This is a genomic window from Cognatishimia sp. (assembly GCF_049116455.1).
Taxonomy (GTDB): domain Bacteria; phylum Pseudomonadota; class Alphaproteobacteria; order Rhodobacterales; family Rhodobacteraceae; genus Cognatishimia.
Genome location: NZ_JAGDYW010000001.1, coordinates 201,086 through 216,179 on the forward strand (window position 1 = coordinate 201,086; position 15,094 = coordinate 216,179).

At 52.8% G+C, this 15,094-nt stretch carries 16 protein-coding genes; 8 read left to right on the forward strand and 8 right to left on the reverse strand.

All coding sequences use genetic code 11. From position 1 onward, the window contains the following. Positions 1 to 5: 5 nt before the first annotated feature. On the reverse strand, positions 6 to 833 hold the full coding sequence (dapD, locus tag JXQ85_RS01005; RefSeq protein WP_421746986.1) for a 2,3,4,5-tetrahydropyridine-2,6-dicarboxylate N-succinyltransferase: 828 nt from the start codon (positions 831 to 833) through the stop codon (positions 6 to 8). Between the two features lie 202 nt (positions 834 to 1,035). Between dapD and JXQ85_RS01010 the strand changes: the two genes are divergently transcribed. Then, entirely contained in the window at positions 1,036 to 1,878 is an 843-nt protein-coding gene (locus tag JXQ85_RS01010; protein ID WP_421746987.1) for a TIGR00730 family Rossman fold protein, read from the forward strand. 407 nt (positions 1,879 to 2,285) lie between these two features. On the opposite strand, the gene rlmN is transcribed toward JXQ85_RS01010, so the two are convergent. Further along, on the reverse strand, positions 2,286 to 3,476 hold the full coding sequence (rlmN, locus tag JXQ85_RS01015; RefSeq protein ID WP_421746988.1) for a 23S rRNA (adenine(2503)-C(2))-methyltransferase RlmN: 1,191 nt from the start codon (positions 3,474 to 3,476) through the stop codon (positions 2,286 to 2,288). A 132-nt stretch (positions 3,477 to 3,608) separates the two neighbouring features. Between rlmN and JXQ85_RS01020 the strand changes: the two genes are divergently transcribed. Continuing rightward, complete coding sequence (locus JXQ85_RS01020; RefSeq protein WP_421746989.1) at positions 3,609 to 3,917, forward strand: antibiotic biosynthesis monooxygenase family protein; 309 nt, start codon at positions 3,609 to 3,611, stop codon at positions 3,915 to 3,917. Between the two features lie 108 nt (positions 3,918 to 4,025). Here the strand turns inward: JXQ85_RS01020 and JXQ85_RS01025 are convergent, their stop codons facing one another. Beyond that, positions 4,026 to 4,562, reverse strand: a complete 537-nt coding sequence (locus tag JXQ85_RS01025; protein WP_421746990.1) for an invasion associated locus B family protein — start codon at positions 4,560 to 4,562, stop codon at positions 4,026 to 4,028. 180 nt (positions 4,563 to 4,742) lie between these two features. On the opposite strand from JXQ85_RS01025, the gene JXQ85_RS01030 reads away from it, so the two are divergent. Further along, positions 4,743 to 5,738: an asparaginase gene (locus tag JXQ85_RS01030; RefSeq protein ID WP_421746991.1), complete on the forward strand. Its 996-nt coding sequence runs from the start codon at positions 4,743 to 4,745 to the stop codon at positions 5,736 to 5,738. A gap of 59 nt (positions 5,739 to 5,797) precedes the next feature. Here JXQ85_RS01030 and JXQ85_RS01035 read toward each other — a convergent pair whose 3' ends face one another. The 3 genes from JXQ85_RS01035 to JXQ85_RS01045 form a co-directional block, all read right to left on the reverse strand. Further along, positions 5,798 to 6,112, reverse strand: coding sequence for a YciI family protein (locus JXQ85_RS01035; RefSeq protein WP_421746992.1), 315 nt, complete (start codon positions 6,110 to 6,112; stop codon positions 5,798 to 5,800). A gap of 106 nt (positions 6,113 to 6,218) precedes the next feature. Further along, entirely contained in the window at positions 6,219 to 6,650 is a 432-nt protein-coding gene (locus JXQ85_RS01040; protein WP_421746993.1) for an SRPBCC family protein, read from the reverse strand. Next, entirely contained in the window at positions 6,647 to 6,982 is a 336-nt protein-coding gene (locus JXQ85_RS01045) for an ArsR/SmtB family transcription factor (RefSeq protein ID WP_421746994.1), read from the reverse strand. The genes JXQ85_RS01040 and JXQ85_RS01045 overlap by 4 nt, the downstream gene beginning before the upstream one ends. A 190-nt stretch (positions 6,983 to 7,172) precedes the next feature. On the opposite strand from JXQ85_RS01045, the gene JXQ85_RS01050 reads away from it, so the two are divergent. After that, positions 7,173 to 8,381: an acyl-CoA dehydrogenase gene (locus JXQ85_RS01050; protein WP_421746995.1), complete on the forward strand. Its 1,209-nt coding sequence runs from the start codon at positions 7,173 to 7,175 to the stop codon at positions 8,379 to 8,381. A gap of 5 nt (positions 8,382 to 8,386) precedes the next feature. On the opposite strand, the gene pncB is transcribed toward JXQ85_RS01050, so the two are convergent. Together pncB and pncA are read right to left on the reverse strand one after the other, a co-directional pair. Then, positions 8,387 to 9,679, reverse strand: coding sequence for a nicotinate phosphoribosyltransferase (pncB, locus tag JXQ85_RS01055; protein WP_421746996.1), 1,293 nt, complete (start codon positions 9,677 to 9,679; stop codon positions 8,387 to 8,389). Between the two features lie 72 nt (positions 9,680 to 9,751). Next, positions 9,752 to 10,348, reverse strand: a complete 597-nt coding sequence (pncA, locus tag JXQ85_RS01060; RefSeq protein WP_421746997.1) for a bifunctional nicotinamidase/pyrazinamidase — start codon at positions 10,346 to 10,348, stop codon at positions 9,752 to 9,754. Between the two features lie 119 nt (positions 10,349 to 10,467). On the opposite strand from pncA, the gene JXQ85_RS01065 reads away from it, so the two are divergent. The 4 genes from JXQ85_RS01065 to JXQ85_RS01080 all read left to right on the forward strand — a co-directional run bounded on the left by JXQ85_RS01065 (position 10,468) and on the right by JXQ85_RS01080 (position 15,040). Continuing rightward, positions 10,468 to 11,376 (forward strand): rhodanese-related sulfurtransferase, encoded by a 909-nt coding sequence (locus tag JXQ85_RS01065; protein WP_421746998.1) that lies wholly within the window; start codon positions 10,468 to 10,470, stop codon positions 11,374 to 11,376. A 48-nt stretch (positions 11,377 to 11,424) separates the two neighbouring features. Next, a complete protein-coding gene (locus JXQ85_RS01070) occupies positions 11,425 to 12,594 on the forward strand; it encodes a winged helix-turn-helix domain-containing protein (RefSeq protein ID WP_421746999.1) in 1,170 nt (389 codons plus the stop codon). 192 nt (positions 12,595 to 12,786) lie between these two features. Then, positions 12,787 to 14,349: an ABC transporter substrate-binding protein gene (locus JXQ85_RS01075; RefSeq protein ID WP_421747000.1), complete on the forward strand. Its 1,563-nt coding sequence runs from the start codon at positions 12,787 to 12,789 to the stop codon at positions 14,347 to 14,349. 55 nt (positions 14,350 to 14,404) lie between these two features. Next, the gene (locus JXQ85_RS01080; protein WP_421747001.1) at positions 14,405 to 15,040 is read left to right on the forward strand and encodes a glutathione S-transferase family protein; all 636 of its coding nucleotides are present in this window, start codon (positions 14,405 to 14,407) and stop codon (positions 15,038 to 15,040) included. Positions 15,041 to 15,094 lie beyond the last annotated feature (54 nt).

Genomic DNA, 15,094 nt, shown 5'->3' on the forward strand with positions numbered 1-15,094 from the left:
CGAATTTAGTCGCGCAACAGCTCGTTGATACCAGTCTTGCTACGCGTACGCTCATCAACGCGTTTCACAATCACCGCGCAATACAGGTTAATCCCGTTTTTGGAAGGCATAGAGCCCGCCACAACTACGGAATAAGGCGGTACTTCGCCGTACATCACTTCACCTGTTTCACGATCGACGATCTTTGTGGATTGGCCGATGAACACGCCCATCCCCAGCACCGAACCTTCGCGAACGATACAACCTTCGACCACTTCGGAGCGCGCGCCGATAAAGCAGTTGTCTTCAATGATGGTTGGGCCAGCTTGCATTGGTTCAAGAACACCACCGATACCAACGCCACCAGACAGGTGTACGTGTTTACCAATCTGTGCGCAGGACCCAACAGTCGCCCAGCCATCAACCATGGAACCTTCGCCGACATAAGCGCCGATGTTCACAAAAGAAGGCATCAAAACCACGTCTTTTGCGATATAGGCAGACCGGCGAACAATCGAACCAGGGACCGCACGGAAACCCGCAGCACGCCATTGGTTTTCACCCCAACCAGCAAACTTTGACGGTACTTTATCCCACCAAGTTGTATCGCCGTTACCACCGTTAATAGGTGCCATATCGTTCAGACGGAAGGACAACAGAACGGCTTTTTTCGCCCACTGGTTTACATGCCAGTCGCCGCTTTCCAGCTTTTCAGCCACACGCAAAGAACCAGAGTCCAGCGCATTCAGCGTATCTTCGATCGCTTCGCGGGTTTCACCAGTGGTGGATGGCGTGATCGTATCTCGGGCTTCCCAAGCGGCTTCGATCGCTGTTTCCAATTGCGCATTAGACATGAATTTCGGCTCCAAATTTACGGATTCGAGCTTTCATAGCGAACCTGACAAGGCCCGTCACCCGGAGTCCGCCCTATCACAGCTAAAAAACGTCAAAAGTGACGGTTCACACGTCTTGGTGTTTCCCCCTAACCTTCTCTGGTCACACAGGCCGCTTCACGCTAGGCGTTAGGAAACGGCGCACAATTAAGGACGACCCCGTATGAAAGACGATCACCGCACCCCGTTTCGCGACGCCCATTCTGACCGCAGTTCTGCGCAAGAGGTCCCTGATACTCCGCAGACACGCGCCCCGGCCTATCGTTTGGCCTTTGCCGACGAAGATTTTCTATGCCGCGAAGAGCTACGCCCAGTCCGCCTACAGCTTGAGCTGCTAAAGCCACAAATGCTGCTTGATGAACATGGCATCGAAAGCACGATCGTCATGTTCGGTGGCGCACGCATTCCAGAACCGTCTCAGAAGGACAAGGCGCGAACTCAAACGCTGGCAGACCTGTCTAGTTTCTATGACGAGGCCCGTGAATTCGCGCGCTTGATGACAGAACGCTCGATGAAATCTGATGGCCGCGAAGACGTGATTGTCACTGGCGGCGGGCCGGGAGTGATGGAAGCAGGTAACCGTGGTGCGATAGATGCAGGCGGTGCTTCGATTGGCCTTAACATCGTTTTGCCGCACGAGCAGGCGCCAAACGAATATGTCTCGCCTGACCTGTGCTTTAACTTCCACTATTTTGCGATCCGCAAAATGCACTTCCTGATGCGCGCCCGCGCCATCTGCGTTTTCCCGGGCGGCTTCGGAACCTTGGATGAATTGTTCGAAGCGCTCACTCTGATCCAAACCGGTCGAATGGAACGTGTGCCGTTCTTGCTGTTTGGCCGCGCCTTCTGGGAAAAAATCATCAACTGGGACGCTCTCAGCGATGCTGGCACCATTTCTGCCGAAGATCTTGATCTGTTCAAGTTTGTCGAAACCGCCGCAGAAGCCATCGAAGTGATCGACACTTGGGGTGAAACCGAGTGCCGGGACGCGTTGCCGGGTCGCTAAGCGCGCGCAATTCTAAAACGTTCAAGCAATTTGAAGGGCGGCTTTTGAGCCGCCTTTTGTTTGTGCCGCGAAATTTCACGGTAAATCGCGATACGGGCGATATCGCTTACTGCAACTCTTTTATCTCGTGCCAACCGCGTGAGCTCCGACCAAGCCTTGTCATCCAATGACAGATTAATTGGGGCGTCAGGCAAGACAGTTTTCATTGTACGTGCCTAACTGCGGCCACAACCGATTGAGGTTGCGCCAACAGATGACGGCACAAAGCGGTTCGCAAAATGTCAGCCTCGCTGACTTCACGACGTCCAGCTTCCAGTCTTAGAATTTCCAGAAGTCTCTGATCGATTTCAAACATAACAGTCACTTGGTCCATAAGACCAAAGTGACCTCAACGATCTAAGAAACCGTTAACCCTTAAGACCCGCCTCGGCTTCAATTTGCTTGCGCGACTTGCGTGCACGCTCGGTTGCAGATTTCAACTGGCCGCACGCCGCCATGATGTCCTCACCACGTGGTTTACGTACCGGGCTCGCGAAGCCTGCATCGTGAACGATGTTTGAAAAGGCGCGAATGCGGTTGTTGGAAGACCGTTTGTAAGGTGCACCCGGCCATTCGTTAAATGGAATCAAGTTGATCTTCGCCGGGATGTTGTGGCGCTTGATATGACCAATCAAACGATGCGCATCTTCGTCGCTGTCGTTCACACCATCCAGCATCACATATTCAAAGGTGATGCGTTCAGAGTTGGATACCTTTGGATAGGCCGCCAAAGCCGCCAGTAGTTCTTCGATGTTCCAGCGCTTGTTGATCGGAACCAACATATCACGCACATCATCTGTGGTTGCGTGGAAGGAAATTGCCAGCAAACAACCGATCTCATCTGCGGTCCGCGCGATCTCTGGCACCACGCCAGAGGTAGATAATGTAATCCGGCGACGGCTAAGGGAAATCCCTTCAGGATCCATGGCGATTTTCATCGCGTCGCGCACATTGTCAAAATTATAAAGTGGCTCGCCCATGCCCATCAAAACAATGTTGGACAGCAGGCGTGCCTGGTTTGTCGGCTCACCCGGAATGGGCCATTCATCCAAATCGTCACGCGCCATCATAACCTGACCAACGATCTCACCTGCGGTCAGGTTGCGCACCAGTTTCTGAGTGCCCGTGTGACAGAAAGAACAAGTCAGCGTGCAACCAACCTGTGATGACACACACAGTGTTCCGCGGTCTTCTTCAGGGATGTAGACCACTTCAACTTCGTGACCGCCTGCAATCTTAACCAGATATTTCCGTGTCCCGTCGGAAGAGACTTGCTTAGAAACAACTTCTGGAACTTCGATCACAAACTTTTCGTCCAAATCCGCACGGAACGCTTTGGACAGATTTGTCATCTCGTGAAAATCACGTTTGCCCCATTGATAGATCCATTGCCAGATCTGACCCACACGCATCTTCGCCTGTTTCTCAGGTGTGCCATTCTCGATCAGCAATGCACGCATCGCATCACGCGTCAGACCAACAAGGTTGATCTTATCGCCTTCTGGCATTTTGCGCGGAATGGTGTGTACGTCCTGCGTAATCGGTGCGCTGGCGGTCATGGTTTTCATCTCCGGGAGTTCAGGCGCGTCTGATACACGATACACAGAATTTTGCAAATCACCGAACGCACTGCCGTTTTATGGCAGCGCGTTGGTTCATAAGCGCCACACGAGAACAATAAGGAGACATCAATGTCTGTCATCGAAACTGTCCGCTACCGTCTCAAAGAAGGGGCAACCGCAACCGAGGCGCTTGCAGCATGGGAGGAAAGCCAAAGCTTTGCCCGCGCTCAAAAAGGCTTTCTTGGCCGCAAATTGGCTGTCACTTCGGAAGGAGACTTTCTGGATCATGTCGAATGGGCCAGCATGACGGACGCTAAAGCCGCGGCGGCCAATTTCGATCCGGGTAAATACCCCGAACTTTTAGGGCTCGTTCAAGTGCTCGATGAAAGCAGCATGGTCATGACACATTACGAAGTTCTGGGTGAAGCAGCGGCTTAAGCCAAACTTGGTAAGCATTTTGGGAAAGCAAATTTCGACCAAACAGAACTTAAAGAAAAACCCCGGAGCAGGCTCCGGGGTTTCGTAAAATCATAAAGGCGGAAGGCCTTACCCACAGCGTTTGCCCGCATCGTCATGCGCTGCTGTGAACCCAAGCAAAGAAAACGTATCTTTTGTGCGCGTGCCACGGCCACTTTCACCAGACAAAACAGCCTGTTTGCCGCGTTTCATGGCCGCCACGATTTTCGCGTCGTCTTCGACACTTTGTGGCCACGCCCACTCACCCTCGGTGAATAGATCATAGGTATTTTCGTCCACTTGCATGGTCACAGTGGAACCGGACCGAAACGGATAGCCGCCGGTAAATCCAACTTGGCCTTTCACGTTTTTATCTGGACGGAAGAACACCATCAGCAAAGTTTGTGAGCGATTCACAGCCACAACAGCGCCGTTCCGCGTGTTCACACTTTCTTTAAAGGTGCTGACAGCCCAGCATTCTTTTGGACTGCTTTCTACAAAGACGCTCCAATCGGTCTTTGCGGCCACTTGATTGCTGCTTTCCTGTGCCACCACAGCAGAGCCAACAAGCGTTAATGCGCCCAATACTGTCCCGATGACGGACGCGCGCAATGTCTTTGATCCCATATCTACAGCCTCCAAGCTGTCTTTGCCTTCACTTCCGAGGCCCTCAATTCCGAGGTCGACCGCACCGTTATCCGGCTTTCAATTTGCGGCATTCCCTTCTCGATGGGCTTACAATACCCTTATTTTTATCAAACGCGAAAGCCCCGTTGGCACGAATTTGCGCATAAGTTGGGAGCCCCTATGCCTGAACCTGTTAACCTTGTCGAAATCTGGCGTGGATCGCTGCTTGAAAGCATCCATCAAGGCCATGCTGTGGTCTGTCATGCAAACGGAGATATCCTGCATGCCTGGGGTGATCCAGACGCTTTGGTCTACCCACGTAGCTCGGCCAAAATGATCCAAGCCTTGCCTTTGATTGAAAGTGGAGCTGCCGATCGGTTTGGCTTGAATACTGCACAATTGGCTCTGGCGTGCGCCTCGCACAATGGGGCTGCGATCCATACGGATCGAGTGCAATCTTGGCTATCAGACCTGGAATTGGATGATTCCGCGTTCCGCTGCGGGGCACAGTTGCCACAGGAAAAATCGGTACGCCACTCCATGCTCAAAACCGACTCGTCCCCATGCCAATATCACAACAATTGTTCTGGCAAGCATGCGGGCTTTTTGACTCTTTCAAAACATCTGAACGCAGGGTCCGAATATGTCGAGGCTGATCACCCTGTCCAACAGGCTATTTTTGAGGCATTCAATGAGGTTACGGGCTTTGAAAGCCCAGCCTATGGCATCGATGGCTGTTCCGCTCCAAATCCAGCGACAACCATACGTGCCATGGCGCGGGCGATGGCTTTTTATTCCGCCGCCAATCCTGAAGGCGACCGACGCAACCAAGCCGCCGCGCGATTGCGTGACGCCATGATGACTTATCCAGAACTTGTGGCTGGCGAAGGCCGGCCTTGCACACGCCTGATGCGGGCAATGAATGGCAAAGTCGCCATCAAGTTCGGCGCAGAGGCCTATTTCATCGCCATCATTCCGGAAAAGAAATTAGGCCTGGCGTTGAAGATCACCGATGGCAGCACACGTGCTGCAAATTGCGCGATTGCTGCGATCTTGGTGAAACTTGGCGTGCTTGACCCGAACCACCCAGAGGCACAGGCCTATATCAATGAGCCAATCAAAAATTGGCGTGGCATTCAAACTGGCTGGATGCGGCCTGCGTCAGCGCTGAATTAGACCTGAAAAAGGCGGCTCATAAGCCGCCTTTCTGTTTTTTTGTCACTTCGATATCGAAGTTACATTTCCATGCATTCCGCGACTTCAACAGTGCCATTGTTGTCGCCGACGATTGGGCATCCTTTGGCCATTTCAATCGCTGCATCGATGGAATCGGCGTTCACAACGGTGAAGCCAGACAATGGGTTTGAACCACCGTTATCTTCGACGCCATTTTCAGTCACTGTTTTAGACATTCCAACCGGCGCACCACCGTCAGCAAGGTTCGGTCCAATCTGCTCATACCAAGCCGTCCAAGCCGCCATAACTTTTTGACCCTCTTCTGGGGTCTCCGGCATGCCGCCGCCGTGATATGCAAAAATAAACTTAGGCATCGTTATTCTCCTACTGGTCAAATTGATGGGCGCGCAGCCCTTTTGGATCAGATAAGCCAAACGCACCTAGCCTATCGGAATTCTAGTGTTTTTCGTTCAGCTCGATTTAGCCGTTCAAAATGCGGGTCATAGTGCCCAGCGCATAGGTCCAACCGTTGTTGTGGTTGGCCGCTGCTTCCTCATCAGAGAACTCTCGGTGATCAATAGTAAGTTTGGCACCCGTCTCTGACTGAGACACCGTGAACATCACATGACTTTCCGGGCCACGTTTGTCTTCTGGATCGTGCCAGCCCCAAGTAAAACCAACGGTCTTGGGCGGATCAACATGGGTCACATGACCCGACAGTTTCAACTTGTTACCATCCTTGGTCAGCATCTCGACAAACCAAGGTCCCTTGCGTGAAAAATCCATCTCTTCTGCAGGGAAGGTCATTCCTTCATAACCAAACCACTCAAGTACGCTGGCGCGTTTGGTGACGAAGTCGAACAAACGTTCTGGCGTCACGCTAAATTCGCGTTCCAATCTGATGTCAGTCAATTGTCCTCCTCCGCTGCCAAATCAATCTCAAGCGCAGCTTCAATACGGTTCAGGCTAACCTCCCAGAAAGCCCGATGATCAATGGTCCAATCTGAAATTGTTTTCAGCGCTTCCGGCCGCACAGCATAAAGCCGTTTGGTGCCCTCAGCGCGCTGAGACACCAAGCCTGCTTCTCGCAACACCTTGAGGTGGCGCGAGATTGCCGGCCCGCTGATGGCGACGTCAGAGACCAGATCACCAGCAGGAAGCTCGCCGTCCTTCATCAATCGTTCGACAATGTCAAAACGCGTCCCATCTGACAGGGCAGCAAATACAGATCGTAAATCATTCATATGTTATATTTAACACAAATGTTAAATAATAAAAGGATTCTTTTTACTCAATCAAAAACGACGAAACGTCATATCGCTCACGCCCAACTCAAAAGGGTTTAACCCTATGGTAGCTTAGCGATTTGCGCTAGGATTTCCGCAAACACACAGGCGCATTTGAGCGCTCAGAATTCATGAAAGCCAATGCATCATGCCCTTGAAAGCCAAAGATAACCCAAGCCTTGCAGCCTTTAAGTGGGACGATCCCTTTCTGCTGGAAAACCAGCTCTCCGAAGAAGAACGCATGCTGCGAGATGCGGCTCAGTCTTATGCCCAGGATAAGCTGCAGCCGCGGGTCACTGAGGCTTATGAATCCGAACACACAGATCCAGAAATCTTCCAGGAAATGGGTCAGATGGGCCTCTTGGGTGTCACCATACCCGAAGAATATGGCGGGCTGGGTGCGGGGTATGTGGCCTACGGTCTGGTAGCGCGCGAGATTGAGCGCGTGGATTCGGGCTATCGTTCGATGATGTCCGTACAAAGCTCGCTGGTGATGTATCCGATCTACGCCTATGGCACAGAAGAACAGCGCCAAAAGTATCTTCCCAAGCTCGCAAGTGGTAGCTGGATTGGGTGTTTCGGGCTGACAGAACCTGATGCAGGTTCTGACCCTGGGGGCATGAAAACCACAGCTACAAAAACCGAAAACGGCTACGTGTTGAATGGCTCGAAAATGTGGATTTCCAACGCGCCAATCGCTGATGTTTATGTGGTCTGGGCTAAGTCTGATGCACATGGGGGCAAAATCAAAGGATTTGTCTTAGACAAAGGCACGCCGGGTCTTTCGGCGCCAAAAATTGCCAACAAAGCCAGCCTGCGTGCGTCTATCACAGGTGAAATCGTCTTAGAGAATGTCGAGGTCGGCGAAGACGCCTTGCTGCCCGACGTTGAAGGCCTAAAAGGGCCATTTGGCTGCTTGAACCGCGCGCGATACGGTATTGCTTGGGGCGTGATGGGTGCAGCCGAGTTCTGCTGGCATGCCGCATTGCAATACGGTCTGGATCGCAAGCAGTTCAACAAGCCTTTGGCGCAAACCCAGCTCTTTCAACTGAAACTGGCCAATATGCAGACAGAAATCACATTAGGCCTCCAAGCCGCCCTGCGCGTTGGCCGCCTGATGGACGAGGCCCAAGCTGCACCTGAAATGATCTCTATGATCAAACGCAACAACTGCGGCAAAGCGCTTGAAATCGCGCGTCATGCGCGAGACATGCATGGTGGCAATGGGATCTCGCTGGATTTCCACGTCATTCGACACATGGTCAATCTTGAAACTGTCAACACCTATGAAGGCACCCATGATGTACATGCATTGATTCTAGGCCGTGCCCAGACCGGACTGCAGGCCTTCGCCTAGAAGGTCTAGACCAGAACTTCCTGTGCAGCCTGTGCGCCTACGCCGAACACCCGTTTGTATCGCTCGATCTGATCCGTCGGCCCCATGGCTTTCTTGGGATTATCCGACAGTTTCACGGTCGGGCGGCCATTGGCGGACACCGCTTTACAGACCAAAGAAAACGGCGCAAGGCTATCGTCTGGCACCAACCCACGGAAGTCATTGGTCAGCAATGTGCCCCAACCAAAGCTGGTCATCACCCGACCCTCAAATTGTCTTTGCAACTCGCTGATTTTGTCGACATCCAACCCATCTGAGAAAATCACCAATTTCTTGGTTGGGTCTTCACCACGGGAAACCCACCAATCAATCGCGGTTTCAGCACCGGCCGCAGGGTCCCCGGAATCAATCCGCATCCCGGTCCAACCCGCAAGCCAATCTGGCGCGCGATCCAAAAAGCCCTTCGTGCCGTAAGTATCAGGCAAGATCATGCGCAGGTTGCCATCATGCTCTTCATGCCAATCAGCTAAAACCTGATAAGGGGCCTGCGCCAATTCTTCATCAGTTTCAGCAAGGGCCGCATAGACCATCGGCAGTTCATGCGCGTTGGTGCCAATGGCCTCTAAATCACGGTTCTTCGCAATCAGACAGTTCGACGTTCCAACGAATTTCTCGCCCAGCCCCTCACACATGGCCTGCACCGCCCAGTCCTGCCACAGGAAGGAATGCCGCCGCCGCGTGCCAAAATCTGCAATACGTAGATTGTCGACACCGCGAAGGGTTTCGACCTTTTGCCAAAGCTTGGTCATGGCGCGAGCATAAAGAACCTGCAGCTCAAACTTCTCCATCCGGTCGAGCACTGCGCGGCTCCGCAACTCCATCAAGACGGAAAGCGCCGAAATTTCCCAAAGCATGACCTCAGGCCAACTGCCTTCAAAAGTCAGTTCAAACTGGTCGCCAACCCGCTCCAAATGGTAATCGGGCAAGCGCATATTCTCGAACCACTCCATAAAATCTGGACGGAACATCTGGCGTTTTCCGTAAAAGGTATTGCCGCGCAGCCAAGTGCTTTCCCCACGGCTGAGCGACAGCGAGCGCACATGATCCAGCTGTTCGCGCAACTCACTTTCATCAATCAATTTTGCCAAGGGCACCGAGGTCGTTCGGTTGATCAGCGAAAATCTGACCTGAGTGTCACGGCGGTTGCGAAAGACGCTTTGGCACATCAGCAGCTTGTAGAAATCCGTGTCGATCAAAGACCGTACAATCGGGTCAATCTTCCACTTGTGATTCCAAACGCGTGTTGCGATGTCGACCATGTTGTCCTCCGGGTGCAATTCTAGCAAAGCACCGATTGATCTTGGCGAAAGCCTGCCCAGAGGGCAAGGCAGTTAACGCAAGTGCACACCCGCATCAGCCATCCCATTCAGCGCGGCCCCAAGCGAGCCATTCAGATCAATCGCCCGGCAAAGAGACTGCAAAACAGTGACATCAAACCCAAGCTTCGCTGCATCCACAGCAGAGAAGTTCACACAGAAATCCGTTGCCAGCCCCACCATGGTCAGATCGCTTAGTCCTCGGTTGCGCAAGTAGCCTTCCAGGCCCGTCGCTGTGCTTTGGTCATTTTCAAAAAAAGCAGAGTAACTATCGATGGCAGGATTAAACCCCTTTCGGATGATCAGATCAGCACGTTCCGATTTCAGGTCTTTGTGAAACACCGCTCCGTCATTGCCTTGCACACAATGGTCCGGCCACAAGACCTGCGGCCCATAGGGCATTTCGATCATGTCATAAGGATCTTTTCCCCCATGCGAACTGGCAAAAGACGAATGCCCCGCTGGATGCCAATCCTGCGTCAGGATCACCGCGTCAAAATCCGCCATCAGATCGTTAATGCCACCAACAATCTGGTCTCCGCCTGGTACAGCCAAGGCGCCACCCGGACAAAAATCGTTCTGCACATCGATCACAATCAGGGCTTTGGACATTGGTCATTCCTTTGTTGATCCGCCTTGGTTCATTCATGGGTAGGAATTGCGACACGTAAGGTCAATGGGCGGCAAAGGGTGGTCTTGAAGCGAGACTAAAATAGGCGTACAGGGCGGCCATGTTTACAGTCTGCGCCCTTTATCACTTCACCCGCTTTGACAACCACGAGGCCCTTCGCGCGCCTCTGCTAGAGCTGTGCGAAAAGAACAGCATCACTGGCACGCTCCTATTGGCACATGAGGGCATCAACGGCACCATCGCCGGTCCACGCCAAGGCATCGATGCGGTGATTGCGCATATTAAAACTCTGCCGGGCTGTGCGGATTTTGAATGGAAACTCAGCAATGCGGCAGAAAAACCTTTCCCGCGCATGAAGGTGAAGCTGAAGAAAGAGATCGTGACTTTGGGCCAGCCCAATGTTGATCCAAAGGCCCATGTCGGCAACTACGTGAATCCTCAAGACTGGAATGAGTTGATCCAATCCCCAGACGTGGTGACCATCGACACGCGTAACGATTACGAAGTGGCCATCGGCACCTTCCAAGGCGCTGTTGATCCGGAAACCGCCACCTTCCGCGATTTCCCAGCCTGGTGGGACGAAAATAAAGACCGTTTCCACAACAAACGCGTCGCCATGTTCTGCACCGGCGGTATTCGCTGTGAAAAATCCACCAACTTCCTGATGAGTCAAGGCGTCGAAGACGTTTATCACTTGAAGGGCGGCATCCTGAAATACCTCGAAGAGGTCCCTCGAGAAGAAAGCACTTGGGAAGGTGAATGCTTCGTTTTTGATGGGCGTGTTTCTGTTGGTCACGGACTTGAAGAAGGCCCACACGTGTTGTGTCACGCCTGCCGTCGTCCCCTATTGCCCGAAGACGCCAAGCGGCCAGAATACGAGGCAGGTGTAAGCTGCCATCAATGCATCGACGATTATTCGGACGCCGACAAAGAACGATTCCGCGAACGTCAAAAACAGATGCAACTGGCCCGCGCTCGTGGTGAACAACACATCATCGGTTTAGATTGATTTTCACCCTTTGTTCCTGTTTGATGGCTCCAAAATACGGAGAGCATCTTGCGGGCACCTTTAAAGATCGACAATCGTACTGCGCGCCGGCTTTGGCTGGCGTCTCAAGGCCTGTCTGACACGCCGACTGGTCCACTCGACCTTTATGGCACCATCCAGAAACTTGGCATGGTGCAGTTGGATACGATTCAAGTCGTCTCGCGTGCGCATCACCATATCCTTTGGTCGCGCAACCAAAATTATCGCGAGAAAATGCTGAACCCGCTTTTGGCCAAAGATCGGGCGATCTTTGAGCATTTCACTCATGATGCCAGCGTTCTACCGATGGAATTCCTACCCGCCTGGCAACGGCAATTCCGACGCATGGTTGTGACTGCACGTCGATGGCATGGCGACCTAGAGGGCAATCCATATCTTGATGAACTCAAGGATCGCATCCGCGCAGAAGGTGCGCTTTCGACCCACGCTTTTGACACTAAGATCGAAGGCGAGAAAAAGATGTGGGCCCGCCCGCCCCACAAAAAGGCGTTGGATTACATGTGGATGACTGGGCAGCTAGCAACCTGTTTCCGTGATGGGTTTACGAAGTATTACAACCTGCCCGAACGCGTTTTCCCAGACCACCTACGCAATCGCAGCCTTTCAGAAAAAGACGAGCTCGATTTTCTAATGAAAGCCGCCGTGGATCGCATCGCTATTGGCACCCAGGGCGAAATCCAAAAATTCTGGGAAACCACCTCTGCCAAAGAAACAAAAGACTGGCTTGAAACGGCCAACCTTATCCCGGTCGAGGTCACAAACGCCGATGGCTCCACCACCCCCTGTTTCGGGGCAATTGATATCGAACAACGACTCACACAGCTATCTGCCCCAACCTCACGTCTACGCATTCTAAACCCATTCGATCCTGCAGTCCGCGATCGCAACAGATTAGAACGGCTCTTTGGCTTTAATTATCGCAATGAGATGTTCGTGCCTGCCACCAAACGCATCTGGGGATACTATGTCTTTCCGATCCTTGAAGGGGACCGGTTTGTGGGGCGGATCGAAGCCAAGGCAGATCGCAAAGCTGCGCGTCTGAATGTGATCGGTTTCTGGCCCGAACCCGGGGTGAAATGGACCAAGGCCCGTCAGGCGAAACTTGATGCTGAACTGGACCGGTTGGGGCGATTTGTTGATTGCACAGAGGTGCATTGGGTCAAACCAATTCAAGTCTAATCAGACGGATTCGCAACAAACATGCTGCGAGCCTTTCAGTATCAGACTGGTAGCGCTCACAGAATTGTGATTAATTTCTTTATACTTACACCTGCGCAACCCGCCGCCCCACCGATAGGCTGGCGGAGTTCACACGTTCGTGTGTAACCTCAGATAAGTCCCCTAACAAAAGGGGCCACTTGGGAGATGAATATGAAAAAACTATTCGCGGCCACCGCTGTGGCCTTGGTGACGGCACATGCCGCCAGCGCAGAGACCTTCCGCTGGGCGGGCACGACCGACCCACAGACCCTAGACCCACATGCTGTAAACTCAGCACCTGTTCTGGGGTTCTTGAACAATGTTTACGAAGGCCTCGTGCGTCGTGATCAGAACATGCAAGTCGAAGGCGCGTTGGCGACAAGCTGGGAAGCCCTTGGCTCTGACGGCTGGCGTTTTAACCTGCGCCAGGGCGTTAAGTTCCAGGATGGGTCTGATTTTAATGCCGAAGATGTCGTGTTCTCATACGAACGTGCAACACGGCCTGAATCAGATGTTGCAAGCTGGTTCTCAACGATTGCCGAGGTTAAGGCCGTGGACGACTACACGGTCGATTTCCTAACCAAAGCACCAAACCCGATCTTCCCTGACACGATCGCGAACTTCATGATCATGGACAAAGGATGGACCGAAACCAACAACTCGGCCGTTCCTGCCAAGGAAGAAGAAAACCACGCCACCCGCAACACAAATGGCACCGGTGCCTTTAAGGTTGTTGAGCGTCAGGTTGACCTGAAAACGGTTCTCGAGCCGCACTCAGGTTGGTGGGACGAAGCAACACATAACATCACGCAGGGTGTTTTCACTCCAATCCAGAATCCAGCGACTGCCGTTGCGGCTCTGCTCTCTGGCGAAGTGGACATGATCAACCCAGTGCCAACGCAGGACGTTGCGCGCCTGTCTGCAAGCGATGAAGTCAAAGTGATGGTGGGCATCGAAGCCCGCGTCATCATGTTTGGCTTTGCCCATCAAGCGGATGAGCTGAAATATTCCGCCGACGCAGGCAAGCCGAACCCATTCAAAGACGTGCGCGTCCGTCAGGCTGTGAACCATGCAATCAACGTGGATGCCATTGTGCAAACCATCATGCGCGGCTCTGCAGAGCCGATCTCGCAGCTGGTGAGCTCCACGATGCGTGGCTACTCTGACAGCCTCGCGGCACGTCCAGAGTTCAACCAAGACAAAGCTCGCGCCTTGCTGGCCGAGGCTGGTTACCCGGATGGTTTCAGTTTTGGCCTTAAGTGCCCGAACAACCGCTACATCAACGACGAAGCGGTCTGTCAGGCTGCAGTAGGCATGCTCGCACAAATCGGCCTGAAGGCAGAACTGGATGCAATGCCGGTCAGCAACTACTGGCCTGAACTGCGCGCGGATAACTTTGACATGTATATGCTGGGCTGGTCCCCGGGCTCTTTTGACGCCGAGCACCCAATCCGCTTCTTGGTGACAACGCCAAACCCAGAAAAGAAACTGGGCAGCTGGAACTTTGGTGATTTCTCAAACGCCCGCGTCGACGAGCTGCTTCCGATGATCCAATCCGAGGTTGATGACAGCAAACGCCAAGCGATGCTAGATGAAGCCGCGAAGATCCTACAGGACGAAGCAGGCTATGTACCGATGTATGTCCAGGCCCTGCTTTGGGGCGCACGCAGCAACGTAGACGTGGTACAGCGTGCGGATAACTTCTTTATCCTGCGTTGGGCCTCTGTGAACTAAGCGAATGAACGACAGCTTCGGCGGCCCTGTTGTCGCCGAAGCCCTAAAGACCTAGATGTCTGGCATGATTACTTTCTACGGCCATGACACGATCAACTCCCTCAAAGTCTTGATGCTTTTGATGGAGGCCGACCTTCCCTTCAAATTCAATCCGATCAACATCCGAAAGGGTGATCAGAAAACGGCGGACTTTCTCGCGATCAACCCTGCGGGCAAAGTTCCAGTGATTGCGGATTGCGGTGTCGTGATCAGCGAGTCCAACGCGATCTTATTGCAGCTGGCAAATAAAACCGGCTGGGGTCACTACGCTGAAAATCACGATCAAATCCTGCCATGGCTCTTTTACCAAGCCTCTACGCAGGGGCCGTTTTTTGGACAGGTCGAATACTGGTCATTCCTGTCACCCAATCCCAACCCGGACACGCTCGCGCATTGCAAATCCATCGCACAGCGTGTGATTTCGCACCTAGACGATACTTTGACAAATCACCCTTATTGCACCGGGGAAACCTACAGCATCGCCGATATCGCGCTGTTTCCATGGATCAACAAGCATACGCACTTGGGATTATCATTGGATACTGCAGAACACGTGCAGCGCTGGCTTGGGGAAATCCACGCGAGACCCGGCACTCAGAAGACCTTTGAATTCTTAAAGCCGTATCGCCTCCCTCCACTTAGCAGAGGGTAACTTAAAAAGAAAAAAGCCCTACCAAATGGCAGGGCTTTCTAATTCTCACATCAG